Origin of the sequence: Pseudorhodoferax sp. Leaf265, from assembly GCF_001422365.1 — a bacterium.
Lineage (GTDB): Bacteria > Pseudomonadota > Gammaproteobacteria > Burkholderiales > Burkholderiaceae_C > Pseudorhodoferax.
The window spans coordinates 95793-110865 of record NZ_LMMT01000038.1 but is presented as its reverse complement, the minus strand read 5'-3'; the positions used below and the strand labels follow the sequence as shown (position 1 = coordinate 110865).

General features: G+C 65.1%; 12 protein-coding genes and 1 pseudogene. 11 read left to right on the top strand and 2 right to left on the bottom strand.

Annotated elements, in window-relative coordinates:
• The first annotated feature begins 18 nt into the window (after positions 1-18).
• The 10 genes and pseudogenes from ASF45_RS27590 (at position 19) to ASF45_RS27550 (ending at position 12041) form a co-directional block, all read left to right on the top strand.
• Positions 19-870 carry an ABC transporter ATP-binding protein gene (locus tag ASF45_RS27590; RefSeq protein ID WP_056671219.1) on the top strand — a complete coding sequence of 284 codons (852 nt, stop codon included), beginning with the start codon at positions 19-21 and terminating at the stop codon, positions 868-870.
• A complete protein-coding gene (locus tag ASF45_RS27585) occupies positions 867-1748 on the top strand; it encodes a branched-chain amino acid ABC transporter permease (protein WP_056671217.1) in 882 nt (293 codons plus the stop codon). Before ASF45_RS27590 ends, ASF45_RS27585 begins: the two co-directional genes overlap by 4 nt.
• A 3-nt stretch (positions 1749-1751) precedes the next feature.
• Positions 1752-2789, top strand: coding sequence for a branched-chain amino acid ABC transporter permease (locus ASF45_RS27580; protein WP_056671215.1), 1038 nt, complete (start codon positions 1752-1754; stop codon positions 2787-2789).
• Positions 2790-2801: 12 nt separating this feature from the next.
• Positions 2802-3989 carry an ABC transporter substrate-binding protein gene (locus ASF45_RS27575; protein ID WP_056671213.1) on the top strand — a complete coding sequence of 396 codons (1188 nt, stop codon included), beginning with the start codon at positions 2802-2804 and terminating at the stop codon, positions 3987-3989.
• 7 nt (positions 3990-3996) lie between these two features.
• Positions 3997-4812, top strand: coding sequence for an ABC transporter ATP-binding protein (locus tag ASF45_RS27570; protein ID WP_056671211.1), 816 nt, complete (start codon positions 3997-3999; stop codon positions 4810-4812).
• 35 nt (positions 4813-4847) lie between these two features.
• Positions 4848-6638, top strand: coding sequence for a long-chain fatty acid--CoA ligase (locus tag ASF45_RS27565; RefSeq protein WP_056671791.1), 1791 nt, complete (start codon positions 4848-4850; stop codon positions 6636-6638).
• Positions 6639-6824: 186 nt separating this feature from the next.
• Positions 6825-8414, top strand: coding sequence for a hypothetical protein (locus ASF45_RS35640; protein WP_156473206.1), 1590 nt, complete (start codon positions 6825-6827; stop codon positions 8412-8414).
• A 251-nt stretch (positions 8415-8665) separates the two neighbouring features.
• Positions 8666-8896, top strand: a pseudogene (locus tag ASF45_RS36690) (NERD domain-containing protein); the annotation flags it as partial.
• 167 nt (positions 8897-9063) lie between these two features.
• A complete protein-coding gene (locus ASF45_RS27555) occupies positions 9064-10113 on the top strand; it encodes a YhcG family protein (RefSeq protein WP_056671208.1) in 1050 nt (349 codons plus the stop codon).
• Positions 10114-10214: 101 nt separating this feature from the next.
• On the top strand, positions 10215-12041 hold the full coding sequence (locus tag ASF45_RS27550) for a DEAD/DEAH box helicase (protein WP_200932225.1): 1827 nt from the start codon (positions 10215-10217) through the stop codon (positions 12039-12041).
• A 57-nt stretch (positions 12042-12098) separates the two neighbouring features.
• Here the strand turns inward: ASF45_RS27550 and ASF45_RS27545 are convergent, their stop codons facing one another.
• Positions 12099-13574, bottom strand: coding sequence for a Fic family protein (locus ASF45_RS27545; protein WP_369802184.1), 1476 nt, complete (start codon positions 13572-13574; stop codon positions 12099-12101).
• A 307-nt stretch (positions 13575-13881) separates the two neighbouring features.
• Positions 13882-14193 carry a DUF4148 domain-containing protein gene (locus tag ASF45_RS27540; protein ID WP_056671205.1) on the bottom strand — a complete coding sequence of 104 codons (312 nt, stop codon included), beginning with the start codon at positions 14191-14193 and terminating at the stop codon, positions 13882-13884.
• Positions 14194-14445: 252 nt separating this feature from the next.
• Here ASF45_RS27540 and ASF45_RS27535 point away from each other — a divergent pair, with 252 nt between their 5' ends.
• Positions 14446-15051, top strand: a complete 606-nt coding sequence (locus ASF45_RS27535; RefSeq protein ID WP_056671203.1) for a bifunctional 2-polyprenyl-6-hydroxyphenol methylase/3-demethylubiquinol 3-O-methyltransferase UbiG — start codon at positions 14446-14448, stop codon at positions 15049-15051.
• Positions 15052-15073: the final 22 nt, after the last annotated feature.

The window sequence follows — 15073 nt, the reverse complement described above, 5'->3', positions numbered from 1 at the left end:
ACCCGTACACCAGTCTCCATGAACGCCGCCTTGCCGACAGCGCCTTCCGCCGCCACCGCACCCGTGCTGCGCGTGGCGGCGCTGACGCTGGGCTTCGGCGGCGTGAAGGCACTGAACGGCGTGGGCTTCGACGTGCAGCCCGGCAGCATCACCGCCGTGATCGGGCCCAACGGCGCGGGCAAGACCTCGCTGTTCAACACCATCTCGGGCTTCTACCGGCCATCGGCGGGCAGCGTGGAGTTCGAGGGCGCCGACATCACCCGCGTGCCGGCGCCCAAACGCGCAGCGATGGGCCTGGCGCGCAGCTTCCAGAACATCGCGCTGTTCCGCGGCATGACGGTGCTGGACAACATCAAGCTGGGCCGCCACGCGCACCTGAAGACCAATGTGTTCGACGCGCTGTTCTACCTGGGCCGCGCGCGCCGCGAAGAGGCCGAACTGCGCCGCGATGTCGAGGAACGCATCATCGATTTCCTGGAGATCGACCACATCCGCCACGCCTCGGTCGCCGCCCTGCCCTACGGCCTGCAGAAGCGCGTGGAGATGGCCCGCGCACTGGCCATGCAGCCCAAGGTGCTGATGCTCGACGAGCCCGTGGCCGGCATGAACCGCGAGGAGACGGAAGACATGGCGCGCTTCATCCTCGACGTGCGGCGCGAGTGGGGCATCACCGTGCTCATGGTGGAGCACGACATGGCCATGGTGATGGACCTGTCGGACCACGTGGTGGTGCTGAACTTCGGGCAGGTGATCGCGCAGGGCAGGCCGGACGAAGTGCAGGCCAATCCGGATGTCGTGCGCGCCTACCTGGGTGCGGGTGACGTGAGCACCCTGCGCAGCAAACTGCGCGGCGCGGCGGCCACGGCATGATGGACTGGGCCTACCTGTTCGAGATCGCGCTGACCGGCGTCGCCGGCGGCGGGCTCTATGCGCTGGCGGCGCTGGCCTTCGTGCTGGTCTACAAGGCCACACGCGTGGTCAACATCGCCATCGGCGAGATGCTGATGGTCGGCGCCTACCTGTTCTTCGCGTTCGCCACCACCATGGCGCTGCCCATCTGGCTGGCCGTGCTGGGCGCGGTGCTGGGCACGGGCCTCTTGGGCGCGGTGGTCGAGCGCACCATGATCCGGCCGCTGCTGGGCGAGCCGCCGATCTCGGTGTTCATGGTCACGGTAGGGCTGGCGTCCATCCTGGTGGGGCTGGTGGAGATCATCTGGACAGCGGACCAGCGCCGGCTGCCCGAGTTCTTCCCGACCGCGCCCGTGATGGTGGGCGAGGCCTTCCTCGCGCCCAAGGTGGCTTACGGCGCACTGGCCGCACTGGTGCTGATCGTGCTGGTGCTGCTGCTGTTCCGCTTCTGGCGCGGCGGCGTGGCGCTGCGCGCCACCGCCTCGGACCAGGGCGCGGCCACCATGATGGGCATCAACGTGCCGCGCGTGTTCTTGCTGGCCTGGGTGGCCTCGGCCATGATCGCGGCCGTCGCCGGCATCGTGGTCGGCGCCATCGGCGGCATCTCCTCGTCGATGGGCGTGTTCGGGCTGTCGGTGCTGGTGGTGGTGATCGTGGGCGGACTCGACAGCGTGCTGGGCGCACTGGTCGGCGGGCTGCTGATCGGGCTGATCGAAGCGCTGGCCGGAGCCTTCCTCGGCGGGGAATACAAGCTGCTGGCGACCTTCATCGTGCTGGTGTTCGTGCTGATGATCCGGCCCTACGGCCTGTTCGGCACGCACGAGATCGAAAGACTCTAGGCCATGCGCATCGGCACCCTCAAGCAAAGCTACATCGCCGACGCGGCGCTGTTCGACTCGCGCACGCAGAAGGTCTGGCTCGCCATCGGCGCCGCGCTGCTCGTGCTGTTTCCCTTCATCGCGAGCGACTACTGGCTCTACCTGGCCTGCCTGGTGGCCATCAACGTGGCCAGCGCCACCGGCCTCAACATCCTGACGGGCTACACCGGCCTGGTGAGCCTGGGCCAGGCCGCGTTCATGGGCCTGGGCGCCTACACGGTGGCCATCCTGCAGGCGCGCTGGGGCACGCCCTTCCTGCTGAACATCTTTGCCGGCGGGGTGGTGGCCATGGTCGGCGGCATCGTCGTGGGCATCCCCTCGCTGCGCGTGAAGGGCCTGTACCTGGCGATCGCCACCATCGCGGCGTCGTTCATCGCGCACTTCCTGTTCGCCAACCTGAAGTTCACGGGCGGCACCACCGGCCTGTCGCTCCAACCCGCCACCGTGTTCGGCCTGCCGCTGGACACCTCGTTCCGCATCTACTGGCTGATCGTGCCGGTGATGCTGCTCATGGTGCTGGGCGCGGCCAACCTGTTCCGCACGCGCGTGGGCCGGGCCTTCATCGCCATCCGCGACCGCGACATCTCGGCCGAGGTGCTGGGCATCCCGCTGCTGCGCACCAAGCTGCTGTCGTTCGGGCTGTCCTCGTTCTACGCGGGCGTGGCGGGCGGGCTGTGGGCCTACTTCTTCCGCGTGGTCACGCCCGAGAGCTTTCCGCTGCTGATGTCGATCTTCTTCCTGGCGGCCATCATCGTCGGCGGCATGGGTTCCATCCTGGGCGGCATCCTGGGCGCGGTGTTCATGACGCTGGTGCCCGAGGTGCTCAAGCTCGTGTTCGACCTGCTGCCGGGCGGTACCGAGATGACGGTGTTCCTGTCTCCCGTGCGCACGGTCGTGTTCGGCCTCTTGATCGTGGGCTTCCTGGTGTTCGAGCCGCACGGGCTCGCCGAAGTGTGGCGGCGCATCCGCCGCTTCTTCCATCTCTGGCCTTTTAGAAACTGAAGGAGACCTGCCATGCGTGCTGCACAAGCCATCGCTTCCACCCGCCGCCGCGCCCTGGTGCTGACCGGCGGCGCCGCCCTCGTCGCGGGCGCCATGCCGCGCCTGGCGCGCGCCCAGGGCGAGGACATCGTCATCGGCGGATCCATCCCCATGACCGGTGTGTTCGCGTTCGCCGGCATCGGCATCAACGCCGGCATCGCCGACTACGTGAAGATGGTCAACGACGCAGGCGGCATCAAGGGCCGCAAGCTGCGCTACGTGCCGGAGGACACAGGCTACAAGGTCGACGTGTCGGTGGCCGCCTTCAAGAAGATCACGAGCCAGAACAAGGTCAACCTGTACTACGGCGACTCCACCGGCTTCGCCAAGACCATCAACCCCGAGCTGGACCGCAGCGGCCAGATGCTGATGGCCGGCGCGTCGTTTGCCAGCGAGCTGAACAACCCCGCCAAGTACCCCAACCAGTTCCTCGTGGGGCCGGACTACACCGAGATGTTCGGCATCCTGCTGAACCACATCGCCAAGGAGAAGCCGGGCGCCAAGGTGGCCTTCGTCTACAGCGATTCGGAGTTCGGCCGCGACCCGATCGAGGCCAGCGAGGCCACGGCCAAGAAGCTGGGCCTGTCGGTGCCCGTGAAGATCATGACGCCGGCCGGCAGCGTGGACGTGTCGACCGAGGTCATCAAGCTGCGCCGCGCCGCGCCCGACTACACCATCTTCCACGGCTACATCCTCGCGCCCATCCCCGAGTTCATCCAGCAGGGCAAGCAGCAGGGCATGACCAGCAAGTGGATGGGCACCTTCTGGACCATGGACAGCTCCACCGTCATGAAGATGGGCGAGGCCGGCGACGGCTTCATGGGCGTGATGCCGTTCCGCTACTACTACGACACCGAGAAGGCGCCCATGCTGGAGAAGATCCGCGCGCTGCGGCCCGAGTACCAGAGCACGGCCTACATCCAGGGCTTCCTCACGGCCATGCTGTTCGCCGAGGCCGCCAAGCGCACGCTGGACGCCGGCAAGCCGCTGGACGGCAAGAACCTGAAGGCCGCGCTGAACACGATCAAGGACTTCGACACGGGCGGGATCATCGGCACGCCGATCACGATCAGCGGCAATTCCATCCCGGTCGGGCGCGTGTACCGCGCCGACATGAAGGCCCAAAAAATGGTGGCCGCTTCCGACTGGATCAAGCTCTAAAGCCAGCATGACCGCAGCCGCCGGCGCGATCCTCGAAGTCAACAACATCGAGGTGGTCTACAACAAGGTCGTGCAGGTGCTGCGCGGCCTGTCGCTGGCCGTGCCGCGCGGGCAGATCGTGGCGCTGCTGGGAAGCAATGGGGCCGGCAAGTCCACCACCTTGAAAGCCATCTGCGGCCTGCTGCCCATGGAAGACGGCGAGCTGCAGGCCGGGCAGATCCGCTTCGACGGCGCGGCCACCGATGCGCAGCCCGCCCACCAGCTGGTGCGCCGCGGCCTGGCCCATGTGATGGAAGGCCGCCGCGTGTTCGAAGACCTGACGGTGGAAGAGAACCTGGTGGCTGCCACCTACGCTTTGACCGGCCGCAAAGCCGCGCCCAAGGACTTCGACGCGGTCTACACCTACTTCCCCCGGCTGCACGAGCGTCGCAAGGGCCTGGCCGGCTACCTCTCGGGCGGCGAGCAGCAGATGCTGGCCATCGGGCGCGCGCTGGTGGCCGACCCGCAACTGATCCTGCTGGACGAGCCTTCGCTGGGCTTGAGCCCCATGCTGGTGGAGGAGATTTTCACCATCATCGCGCGCATCAACGCCGAGCGCGGCGTGTCCATGCTGCTGGTGGAGCAGAACGCCAGCGTGGCCCTGGCCGTGGCCGACTTCGGCTACATCATGGAGAGCGGCCGCATCGTGATCGACGGCAGCGCCGAGCGGCTGGCGGCCGACCCGGACGTGCGCGAGTTCTACCTGGGCGTGGGCGGCAGCGGCGAGAGCCGCAGCTTCAAGGACCTCAAGCACTACAAGCGCCGCAAGAGGTGGTTGTCGTGAACGGCCCTGCCCTGCCCGAGAAGACCCTGCCCCAGATGCTGCGCGAGCAGGCGCAGCGCCAGGGCGCGCGCGTGGCCATCCGGCAGAAGGACTTCGGCATCTGGCAGCCCATCAGCTGGGCCGACTACCTGCGCCGCGCCAGCCACGTGGGCCTGGGCCTGGCGTCGCTGGGCCTGCCGACGGGCGGCCACCTGGGCGTGATCTCCGAGAACCGCGTGGAGTGGGTGCTGGCGCAGATGGGCGCGGGCCTGGTCGGCGCGGTGACGGTGGGCGTGTACCCCACCAGCCCCAGCAACGAGGTGGCCTACGTGGTGGGCCATGCCGACGTGGAGGTGGTGGTCTGCGAAGACCAGGAGCAGCTGGACAAGATCCTCGCCGCGCAGGCCCAGCTGCCGCGCCTGCAGCGCATCGTGGTGGTGGAGACCAAGGGCCTGGCCAGCTACCCGCCCGATGTGCGCGCGCGCATCGTCTCGTTCGCCGAGCTGGAGCGCCTGGGCGCCGAAGTGCAGGCGCGCGAGGGCCTGGCCCGCATCGACGCGGCGCTGGCCGCGCAGACGCTGGACGACATCGGCCTGATGATCTACACATCCGGCTCCACCGGCGCGCCCAAGGGCGCCATGCTGTCGTGGCGCAACATCCGCGGCGTGGTGCCCGGCATCGTGGACCGGCTGGGCCTCAGCGGTGCCACCACGCACCTGTCGTACCTGCCGCTGTGCCACGTGGCCGAGCAGATGCTGAGCTGCTTCGTGCCCTTGTACCTGGGCTCGCAGGTGCACTTCGGCGAATCCATCCGCACCGTGCAGGAAGACCTGCGCGAGGTGGCGCCCAGCATGTTCCTGGGCGTGCCGCGCATCTGGGAGAAGCTGCACGCGGCCATCAGCATCAAGATGCAGGAAGCCGGCCCGCTGCAGCGTGCGCTCTACGCACGCGCCATGGGCGCCGGCGCGCCGCTGGCCGAGAAGCCGCGCAGCCAGTGGACGCTGGCCGAGCGCACGCGCTTTGCGCTGGCCTACTGGACGATGCTGCGCGCGCTGCAGAACTTCATCGGCCTGCGCGCGGCCAAGGTGGCGCTGACGGGTGCGGCGCCCATCCCGCCCGACGTGGTGCGCTTCTTCCGCACGCTGGGCGTGCCGCTGGTGGAGGTCTACGGCCTCACCGAATCCAGCGGCATGGTGACGGGCCAGGCCGTGGACCAACTGCGCACCGGCACCGTGGGGCCGCCCACGCTGGGCGTGCAGGCGCGCATCGGCGAGCAGGGCGAGCTGCAGATCCGCGGCGACATGGTGTTCGCGGGCTACTACAAGAGCCCCGAGGCCACGGCCGCCGCGGTGCAGGACGGCTGGCTGCACACGGGCGACGTGGTGCAGCAGGACGCCGATGGCCACATCCGCATCGTCGACCGGCTCAAGGACATCATGATCACGGCCGGCGGCAAGAACCTCACGCCGTCGGAGATCGAGAACCAGATGAAGGGCAGCCCCTTCATCAAGGAGTGCATCGTGGTGGCCGACGGCCGCAAGTTCGTGGCCGCGCTGGTGCAGATCGACTACGAGACCGTGGGCAAGTGGGCGGAGGCGCAGCGGCTGGCGTTCACGCACTTTCGGTCGCTGGTGGAGCTGCCGCAGGTCAGAGAGCTGGTGCAGGCCGAGATCGACCGTGGGAATGCGCGACTGGCGCAGGTGGCGCAGATCCGGCGCTTCCACCTGCTGACCAAGGAGCTGGACCACGACGATGGGGAGGTGACGGCGACGATGAAGGTGCGAAGGGCGAGTGTTTACAAGGCGTATGCGGGGGAGATTGAGGGGATGTTTGGTGGTCGTCACTAGGGAGCCGTTGAAGGACCACGGACCCACACGCGTATCGCATAAGGCGGATTGGATCTGCTACGCCGCGCTGCGTTGTAGAAATTAGGCGATGGAGACATTTCGTGTCTTTGTATGATGGCCCGGCGTTCGCCCTCAGGAGGGCCACAGCGGCCTAGTAAACGAGCTGCGAACAACCTATAAATTAATATGGCAAAAACCAAAATTGTCGAAAGAAGTTCTCAACTTGAACTAAGTGCTGTAGATGAGCTTTTGGTGCTGTGCGAAGAGGTGACACGAGCCACTCCTGAGGGCGCAAAGAGATTCATTGAGCCCGCCCCCAGCGTGTTGTCACGTGCAAAATCAAAGCAACATCACATGATTTTCGGCAGGCGTGGTTCTGGAAAGTCGAGTCTGTTAAGAAAATCAGTTGCTGATTTTACGGTTGACCGGCGGCCAATTGCTTTCGTCGACATGGAAACATTCAAGGGGCATACCTACCCCGACGTACTCATCAGCGTCTTGATAAAAAGCTTACAAGAGTTTAATAAATGGCTAGTTGAAGCAGCAACTGCCCCAGCCAGCAAAAAATCTTTCTGGCTCAAGATCTTTCAGGCTAAGCCAGCACGAGCCCCATTCAACAAAAATAAGACAGCAGAACTATCGGACGCCCTAAAGCGGCTAATAAAAGATCTCGAGGACCAGCTCCGGGAACCCGAATCGAGTGAAAAGCAGAAAACAAAGAAAAAATCGGGCGACCAGACATCCGAGCTGAATGCTGAAGCAGATGGTGGAATTCCTGGCGCAAGCATAAAGGCGAAAGCCAATATTGCCGTCAAGGACTCTGAAGAGACGGAAGAACAGTCAAAGTATGTTTCACACAAGGTGGAGTATTTACATCAGAACATCCTTCGCTTCAAGGAGTTTTTTCTCCAATTATCAGTGCTTTCGGATGGTGCTGCATTTCTGATGCTCGACGATCTCTACCATATTCGAAGATCAGATCAAGCTAAAGTTATTGATTACTTCCACAGGATGGCCAAGGGATGCAATTTGTGGCTAAAGATCGGGACGATTAAGCACAGAACGCAATGGTATGAACATTCCGACCCTCCGATCGGTGTAAAGCTAGGCGACGATGCCAAAGAGATAAACCTAGATATCTCTTTGGAGAAGTACGGAACCCTTCGGGACTTTCTAAGGAAAATACTTACAAATCTCCTCGATGAGACGCCTCCACTCACCATATCCGGGTTGCTCAACCCTACGGCCATTGATCGATTAATAATTGCCTCGGGTGGAGTCACGCGTGACTTCATCGGGATTTTTGCAAACTCAATTAATCAAGCCAGAAATCGTGACAAAAGCCATCATCGCGGACCGAAAATTGGGGCGGAGGATGTGAATCTTGCTACTGGCGACTACTCACCCCTGAAGCAGGAAGAGTTTAAACTGGACACAGACTCTGAGCGAAAAATACTCGAGGACGAATTCAAATCGCTGGTTGATTTTTGCACCGAAACATCAAAATGCAATGTCTTCCTGGTTTCTCAGAAACTTGTCGGACCGGTTCGAGAATCAATCGATCAACTGATTGACTTGCGATTGGTGCATCCGGTTAAATCAAGAGTAACCTTGAAAAAAGGAGCGTCAGGCGAGCTTTTCGAAGCCTACATGCTTGATCTAAGTCAATACACTGCAGCCAGAAAAGTCCACGAATTTAAAATGATCGACCTTGGAGGCGCCGATAAAGATGAAGATATACGCAAGGCTTCCCTCATATACTCTGGGTCGCAGTAAAATTACCTCATCCCTCGACGCCCGGGATGCCACAAATATCCAACCATGCCGGTTAACCCTTTGTCCCATCAGTGGCAATTGTATTGGAATTTTCTGATTGCTGCGAAATTGGCGGAATGTCATAATCCGAAATTCATTGGCGCCTGCGGCACTGAGCAATCCCACTGAAGCGCGAAGCCTGCAGAGAGAAAGTCCACTTTGCATCTTCACATTTGCCGGCGCAACGCACACATTATGTGAGGTCCGCTGGCATGACCACACTCGTCCCCTCCGTAGGCTCCTGCGAACTCCGCATGACCAATGGCGAGCGTCGCCTCGCCGAACGCCTGGAGCAGCAACTCGATGAGGATTACCTGCTCTGGTACGACGTGCCCGTCGGCCTGAAGCAAACGGACCCGGATTTCGTCGTCCTAAATCCGCGGCGCAGCCTGCTGATCCCGGAGACCAAGGACTGCCGGCTGGACACGATTCAGAGCGGCACGCCCCCGCTTCGGCGGCGCGCGATGCCGACAAAAGCTGCAGCGCGCAGCTGCCCCACCCTGCACCAACACATCGACACAAGAACACTTGACCTGCACCCCACGGCGCGCGGCCCCGTATCGACGCATCGGGTCCGCGCGTGTCTGGCAGCAGGACGGAGCTTGACGGCATGACCGAGATCACTCGCCACACCGACTACCGCCAGGCGCTGGCCGCCATCAAGCAGCGCATCCAGACATCGCAGACCCGGGCCGTGCTGGCCGTGAACGCCGAGCTGTTGGGTCTGTACTGGGATATCGGCCGACAGCTGGACGTCTTGCAGCGCGAGCGCGCCTGGGGCTCAGCGGTGGTCGAGCAGATGGCGCTGGACTTGCAGGCCACGTACCCCGGCATGAAAGGCTTCTCGCGCACCAGCCTGTTTGCGATGCGGCAGTTCTATGCCTTCTTCAGTCCGCAGTTTGGAATCGTCCCACAGCCTGTGGGACAAATCCCCTGGGGCCATGTGCGCACCCTGCTGTCCAAGGTGAAGTCGGTGGAGCAAGTGTTGCTGTACGCACAAGCCTGCACCGAGCACGGCTGGAGCCGCACGGTGCTGGAGTGGCAGATTGCGCAACGCTTCCACGAGCGCGCGGGGCAGGCCGTGGGCAACTTCGCCAAGACCTTGCCGGCACCCCAATCGGAGCTGGTACAGCAAAGCCTGAAAGACCCGTATGTGTTCGACTTCCTCACGCTGGCCCCGCAGGCGGTGGAGCGGGACATCGAGAACCAGCTGGTGGCCCAGATCACACGCTTCCTGCTGGAGCTGGGCAAAGGCTTTGCCTTTCTGGGTCGGCAGTATCCCTTGGTGGTGAATGGCAGAGACTACTTTCTCGACCTGCTGTTCTACCACGCGCGCCTCAAGTGCTATGTGGTCCTTGAACTGAAGGCGGGCGCATTCAAACCGGAGTACGTGGGCAAGCTGAACTTCTATCTGTCGGCGGTCGATGACCAGTTGCGCGCAGCGGACGACCAACCGACCATCGGCCTGATTCTGTGCAAGGACAAGGACAAGCTGGACGTGGAGTACGCCTTGCGAGATATCCACAAGCCCATGGGCGTGAGTTCATTCATCACCAAGGACATTCCTTTGTCGGTGCAGTCACAACTGCCGACCGTCGAAGAAATCGAAACGGAATTGACTGCGCTGATCCAGGACGGTGAGAAAGCGCCGGATGCGTAACGGCAGGACCACCGCCGCACCCCGGCGCTTGAAAGCTACCGGCAGGCATGTCGCTGCTGAAGCCTGCTTGGCGAGAAGCCGAACCGTGTAAGGCGCCCGCCATGGCCACCCTCATCCCCTCCCTCGGCTCCTGCAAACCCCGCATGACCAGCGGCGAGCGCCGCCTCGCCGAGCGCCTGGAGCAGCAACTCGATGAAGACTACCTGCTCTGGTACGACGTGCCCATCGGCCCGAAGCAGACGCACCCGGACTTCGTCGTCCTGCACCCGCGGCGCGGCCTGCTGATCCTGGAGACCAAGGACTGGCGGCTGGACACCATCCAGAGCGCCACGCCCCAGCGCTGGGACATCCTGGCCGACGGCCGACCCAAGACCGTGATCAACCCGCTGGCCCAGGCCCGGCATTGCGCCATCCAGGTCGTCAACGCGCTGGAGCGCGACGCCCAGCTCGTGCAGGCCGGCGGCCCGCACCAGGGCAAGCTGGCGTTTCCGTGGGGCCACGGCGTGGTGTTCACGCGCATCACGCGCCGGCAGTTCGAGTCGTCCGGCCTGGGCGAAGCGATCGAGCCGCACCTCGTCATCTGCGCGGACGAGATGCTGGAGGGCGACGACGCCGAGCGGTTCCAGCAACGGCTGTGGGCGATGTTTCCCCATGCCTTCGGGTCGCGCGTGCTCTCGCTGCCGCAGATCGACCGGGTGCGCTGGATCATGTTTCCCCAGGTGCGCGTGCAGACCCAGGGCATGCTGTTCGACGACCAGGATGCGCAGGCCCAGCTGCCCGACATCCTGCGCGTGATGGATCTGCAGCAGGAGCAGCTGGCACGCTCGCTGGGCGATGGCCACCGCGTGATCCACGGTGTGGCGGGCTCGGGCAAGACCATGATCCTGGGCTACCGGGCCGAGTACCTGGCCAAGGCGGCCGGCCCGGGCAGCAAGCCCGTGCTGGTGCTCTGCTACAACGAGCCGCTGGCCGTGAAGCTGGCGGCCATGATGCAGGCGCGCGGGCTTGGCGATCTGGTGCATGCGCGCCACTTCCACAAGTGGTGCCGCCAGCAGCTGGTGGCCTTCGGCCAGCCCCTGCCGGGCCAGGGGCCGGCCCTGTTCGACGCGATGGTCGAGGGCGTCATCCGCGCGGTGGACCGGCGGCAGATCCCGTCGGGTCAATACCGGGCAATCCTGATCGACGAAGGCCACGACTTCGCGCCGCAGTGGCTGCGCCTGGTCACCCAGATGGTGGACCCGGAAACGAACAGCCTGCTGCTCCTCTACGACGATGCGCAGAGCATCTACGAGCGCCAGCGCAGCCGGCAGTTCAGCTTCAAGAGCGTGGGCATCCAGGCGCAGGGCCGCACCACGATCCTCAAGATCAACTACCGCAACACGCGCCAGATCCTGCAGACGGCCAGCCTGATCGCCGCCGAACTGCTGAGCCCCGACGAGAAGGACGAAGACGGCATCCCGCTGGTGCAGCCCGTGTCGTGCGGACGCGAGGGCGCGGAGCCGGTGTTCATCCGCCTGCCCACCTTGCGGGACGAGGCGCACCGCATCGCCGACCTGCTCGGCAGCCTGCACGACGGCGAAGGGCATGCCTGGAGCGACATGGCCATCGTGTGCCGCGACTACGCGGCCATGGACACCTGCGCATCGGCGCTGCGGCGGCGCGGCCTGCCGATGCAGCTGCGCAAGCGCGCCGGGGATTTCCGACCCGACGCCGACGCTGTCACCGTGATGACCATGCGCGTGAGCAAGGGGCTGGAATTTCCGGTCGTGGCCATGGCGGGCGTGGGCCACATGCCCGCGCCGGACCAAGACGAGCAGGAGGAGGCGCGCCTGTTCTATGTGGGGGCGACACGCGCGACGCAGCGGCTGATCGTGGGCGTGAGCGGCGACGGGGCGTTCGGGCGCAGGTTGGACCCGGGCGCAAGCTGAGAACCGGCTGGCTCGGGCCGCAATGCCGCCACGCTGGCGCGAGGCGCTGATCCAGCATCAGCCGCCCTCGCGCGTCCTGCCCAGCCAGAGCAGCCCCTGGGCCGTCAGGCGGTAACGCTGCTTGCTGCTGCGCGGCGTATCAGGCAACGTCATCTCGACCACACCGCTCACCAGCGCGGGCAGCAGATATGTCTTGCGAAAGTGCTCTGCATCCTTCAATGCAAGGGCGTCCTGCAATGCTTGACGCGACAGTTCGTCGCCTTGCCGCATTGCAGCGGCAAGCCGCCCGACTTCCGGGGTGACTTCCGGGGTGACTTCCGGGGTGACTTCCGGGGTGACTTCCGGGGTGACTTCCGTGGCGGCCCCCTCGTCCACCCGCGCCAGCGGATGCACCGGCAACCGGATCACATACGCCGCCCGGTCGTCATCCGTTTCGAACAGCGGCGCCGGCGAGCCGTTGGCCGCCATCGCCTTCAGGATCTTCGGCACGCCCGTGCTGCGCCCTTCGGTCAGATCCAGCTCCTTCAGAAACTCGCCGATGCGGCGATTCCGGTAGCGCCGGCTCACCGCGCGCCCGGCCTCGAAGTCCTCCAGGCGGATCGACCGGTCCGGACCCGGAAAGCTCAGGATCACCAACTCCTCCCAGCTGATGCGCACCTCGATGGGCTCGCGCTCCTCATAGGCACGGTGGTACACGGCGTTGACCAGCGCCTCCTCGATCGCCACGTAGGGGAAGTTCCAGACCCGCGTGGCCTCGGCCCGGTCGGGGTGCTTCTGCACGGTCTCGGTCAGGAAATTGCGCTGGATGTAGCCCAGCGCCTCGCGCGTCATGCGTGCCAGGGGGCCCTTGAAGATCTTCTCCTCGAAGCGGTCGCCGCCTGCACCTTCGGGGAACCACACGACATCGATCTGCGTGTAGGGGAAGAAGCGGTCGGGCGCTTCATTGAAGAACAGCAGCCCGACGTTCTTGGGCCAGGGCGCCTCGGTCGAGCCGCCCACCACGTTCATCTGCCGGCCCAGCGCTTCCAGCGGCATGGCTGCCGCGTCGTCGGCCAGCGCACTGCCCACCTCGCGCAGGTAGTCGAGCATCAGCGTGCGCGAGAGGTCTTCGACCCGCGCCTGCTGCGTCAGCCGGTCGTCCCAGGGCACGTTGGCAGTCAGGCTCAGCAGCTCCTGCCCATCGGCGCCCTTGGACTCTACGGTGCTGCCGTAGCGGCGGATGTAGTAGTGCCAGGTCTTGTGCTTGGCCGTCACAGAAGCCGGGGCCTTGTAGGGGCGGTGCATGCCGCCGGGAGCCTGCAGCACGATCAGGTGGCGCCCCTCCACCTGTTCCACGCTGAGCGCGGGGAAGGACGGCGGCTGGATCAGCTGGCAGGCGGCCAGCAGCTCCTGCTGGATCTTGTCGATCCGGCTCTCGTCCAGACCCACGGGCGGAAACACGGGCCGGCCATCGGCGTCGCAGTCCTGCCCGATCACGAGGTAGCCGCCGCCCAGGTTGGCGAAGTCGTTGGCGAACGCGCACAGCGTGCGCAGGATGGGGTCGGGGTTCCAGCCGGCCTTCTATTCGATGCGCTCGCTCTCCACGGTGCGCAGGCGCAGCAGGTGGGGCAGGTTGAGGGGGAGCTTCATGGGGACGTGCTCGGGGTGGACGTGGTGTTTGTAGCATCGTCATCGGAACTCCCCCTGGTTTTCTACTCTGCCTCACGAGGAGCAGCCAGTGGAATGAATCGGTGCAATCGGCTGTCGAAACAGGCCTCCGAGTCAGGCCGCGCAGAGACGGTGCGTCCCAGAACGACAAAACCGCCCGAAGGCGGTTTCATCGCAGAGCGCTGGAAGCCTCTCAGACTTCGCCGCCCACCAGCTGCCCATGCCGCACGGCGTAGACGGCTTCGGCACGGACGGCGTCACGCGACAGGGTGCTCTTCGCGCTGGCCACGGCGCCCACGTCGGCGCCTTCGCCCAGTTCGGGCAGCGCATCGTTGCGCTGGGCTTGCAGGTAGTCGGCGCGCACGGCTTCGCGGGTCAGGTTGCTCTTGGCGCTGCTCACCTGGGGCACGTAGCCGACTTCACCGCTGATGTTGTCGCCAGCGAAGCTGGGGGCTGCGGCAAAACCGGCGGCGGCGATCAGGGCGGAGGCGATGAACTTGTTCATGATGGATTCCTTTGAAAGTGACGGTTGCGACTGCTCATGTCGGCGGGGCCGGACCTTCCGTCCCCGTCCTCGATGAGCCGTCGTCTTGCGTGCGTCTCATCGATGGGTTGAATTGTGGAAGCCGCACCCCGAAAGAAAAACCGGGCACCGGGCAAAGCATCGTTTCCACGCGCTGAACAATCGCCGCATGCGTGCGCGCCGAGCGGGAGCCAGCGGACGATCAGCCCCTCCACCATGCGACCATCCGCCACCATGATCCAGATCCCCGGCACCGCCGGCTACGGCGCCCATGCGGCCGCCCTGGCCGACCAGTACGAAAGCCTGTCGTTCGCCGACCTGCACCGCGACGTGCTGCACCTGTTTCCCACCACGCCGAGCCACGTGCTGGACATCGGCGCCGGCTCGGGCCGCGACGCCGCAGCGCTGGCGCTGTCGGGCCACCAGGTGACGGCTGTCGAGCCCACGGCGGAGCTGCGCGCCGAAGGCCAGCGCCGCCACGCCGCGCTGGGCCTCGCCTGGGTGGACGACCATCTGCCGCACCTGCACCGCGTGCGCGCGCTGGGCCGGCGCTTTGACCTGGTTCTGCTGACCGCCGTCTGGATGCACCTGGATGCGCCCGAGCGGGCGGCCGGCATGCCGGCCCTCGCGCAGCTCGTGGCCCATGGCGGCCAGGTGGTGATGTCCCTGCGCCACGGGCCGGTGCCGGACCAGCGCCGCATGTTCGACGTGTCGGCCGAGGAGACCATTGCGCTGGCGGCGGAACACGGCTTCACCTGCCACCACCAGGGCACGCGCGGCGACGTGCTGGGGCGCGACGGTGTGTGGTGGAGCGTGGTGGCCTTGCGGCGCAACGGATGACCGATCGCCGTTCCCCAGCCCC

Coding starts and splice junctions, on each gene's coding strand:
- ASF45_RS27590 (WP_056671219.1), top strand. CDS start 19: ATGAACGCCGCCTTGCCGACAGCGCCTTCCGCCGCCACCGCACCCGTG.
- ASF45_RS27585 (WP_056671217.1), top strand. CDS start 867: ATGATGGACTGGGCCTACCTGTTCGAGATCGCGCTGACCGGCGTCGCC.
- ASF45_RS27580 (WP_056671215.1), top strand. CDS start 1,752: ATGCGCATCGGCACCCTCAAGCAAAGCTACATCGCCGACGCGGCGCTG.
- ASF45_RS27575 (WP_056671213.1), top strand. CDS start 2,802: ATGCGTGCTGCACAAGCCATCGCTTCCACCCGCCGCCGCGCCCTGGTG.
- ASF45_RS27570 (WP_056671211.1), top strand. CDS start 3,997: ATGACCGCAGCCGCCGGCGCGATCCTCGAAGTCAACAACATCGAGGTG.
- ASF45_RS27565 (WP_056671791.1), top strand. CDS start 4,848: ATGCTGCGCGAGCAGGCGCAGCGCCAGGGCGCGCGCGTGGCCATCCGG.
- ASF45_RS35640 (WP_156473206.1), top strand. CDS start 6,825: ATGGCAAAAACCAAAATTGTCGAAAGAAGTTCTCAACTTGAACTAAGT.
- ASF45_RS27555 (WP_056671208.1), top strand. CDS start 9,064: ATGACCGAGATCACTCGCCACACCGACTACCGCCAGGCGCTGGCCGCC.
- ASF45_RS27550 (WP_200932225.1), top strand. CDS start 10,215: ATGGCCACCCTCATCCCCTCCCTCGGCTCCTGCAAACCCCGCATGACC.
- ASF45_RS27540 (WP_056671205.1), bottom strand. CDS start 14,193: ATGAACAAGTTCATCGCCTCCGCCCTGATCGCCGCCGCCGGTTTTGCC.
- ASF45_RS27535 (WP_056671203.1), top strand. CDS start 14,446: ATGATCCAGATCCCCGGCACCGCCGGCTACGGCGCCCATGCGGCCGCC.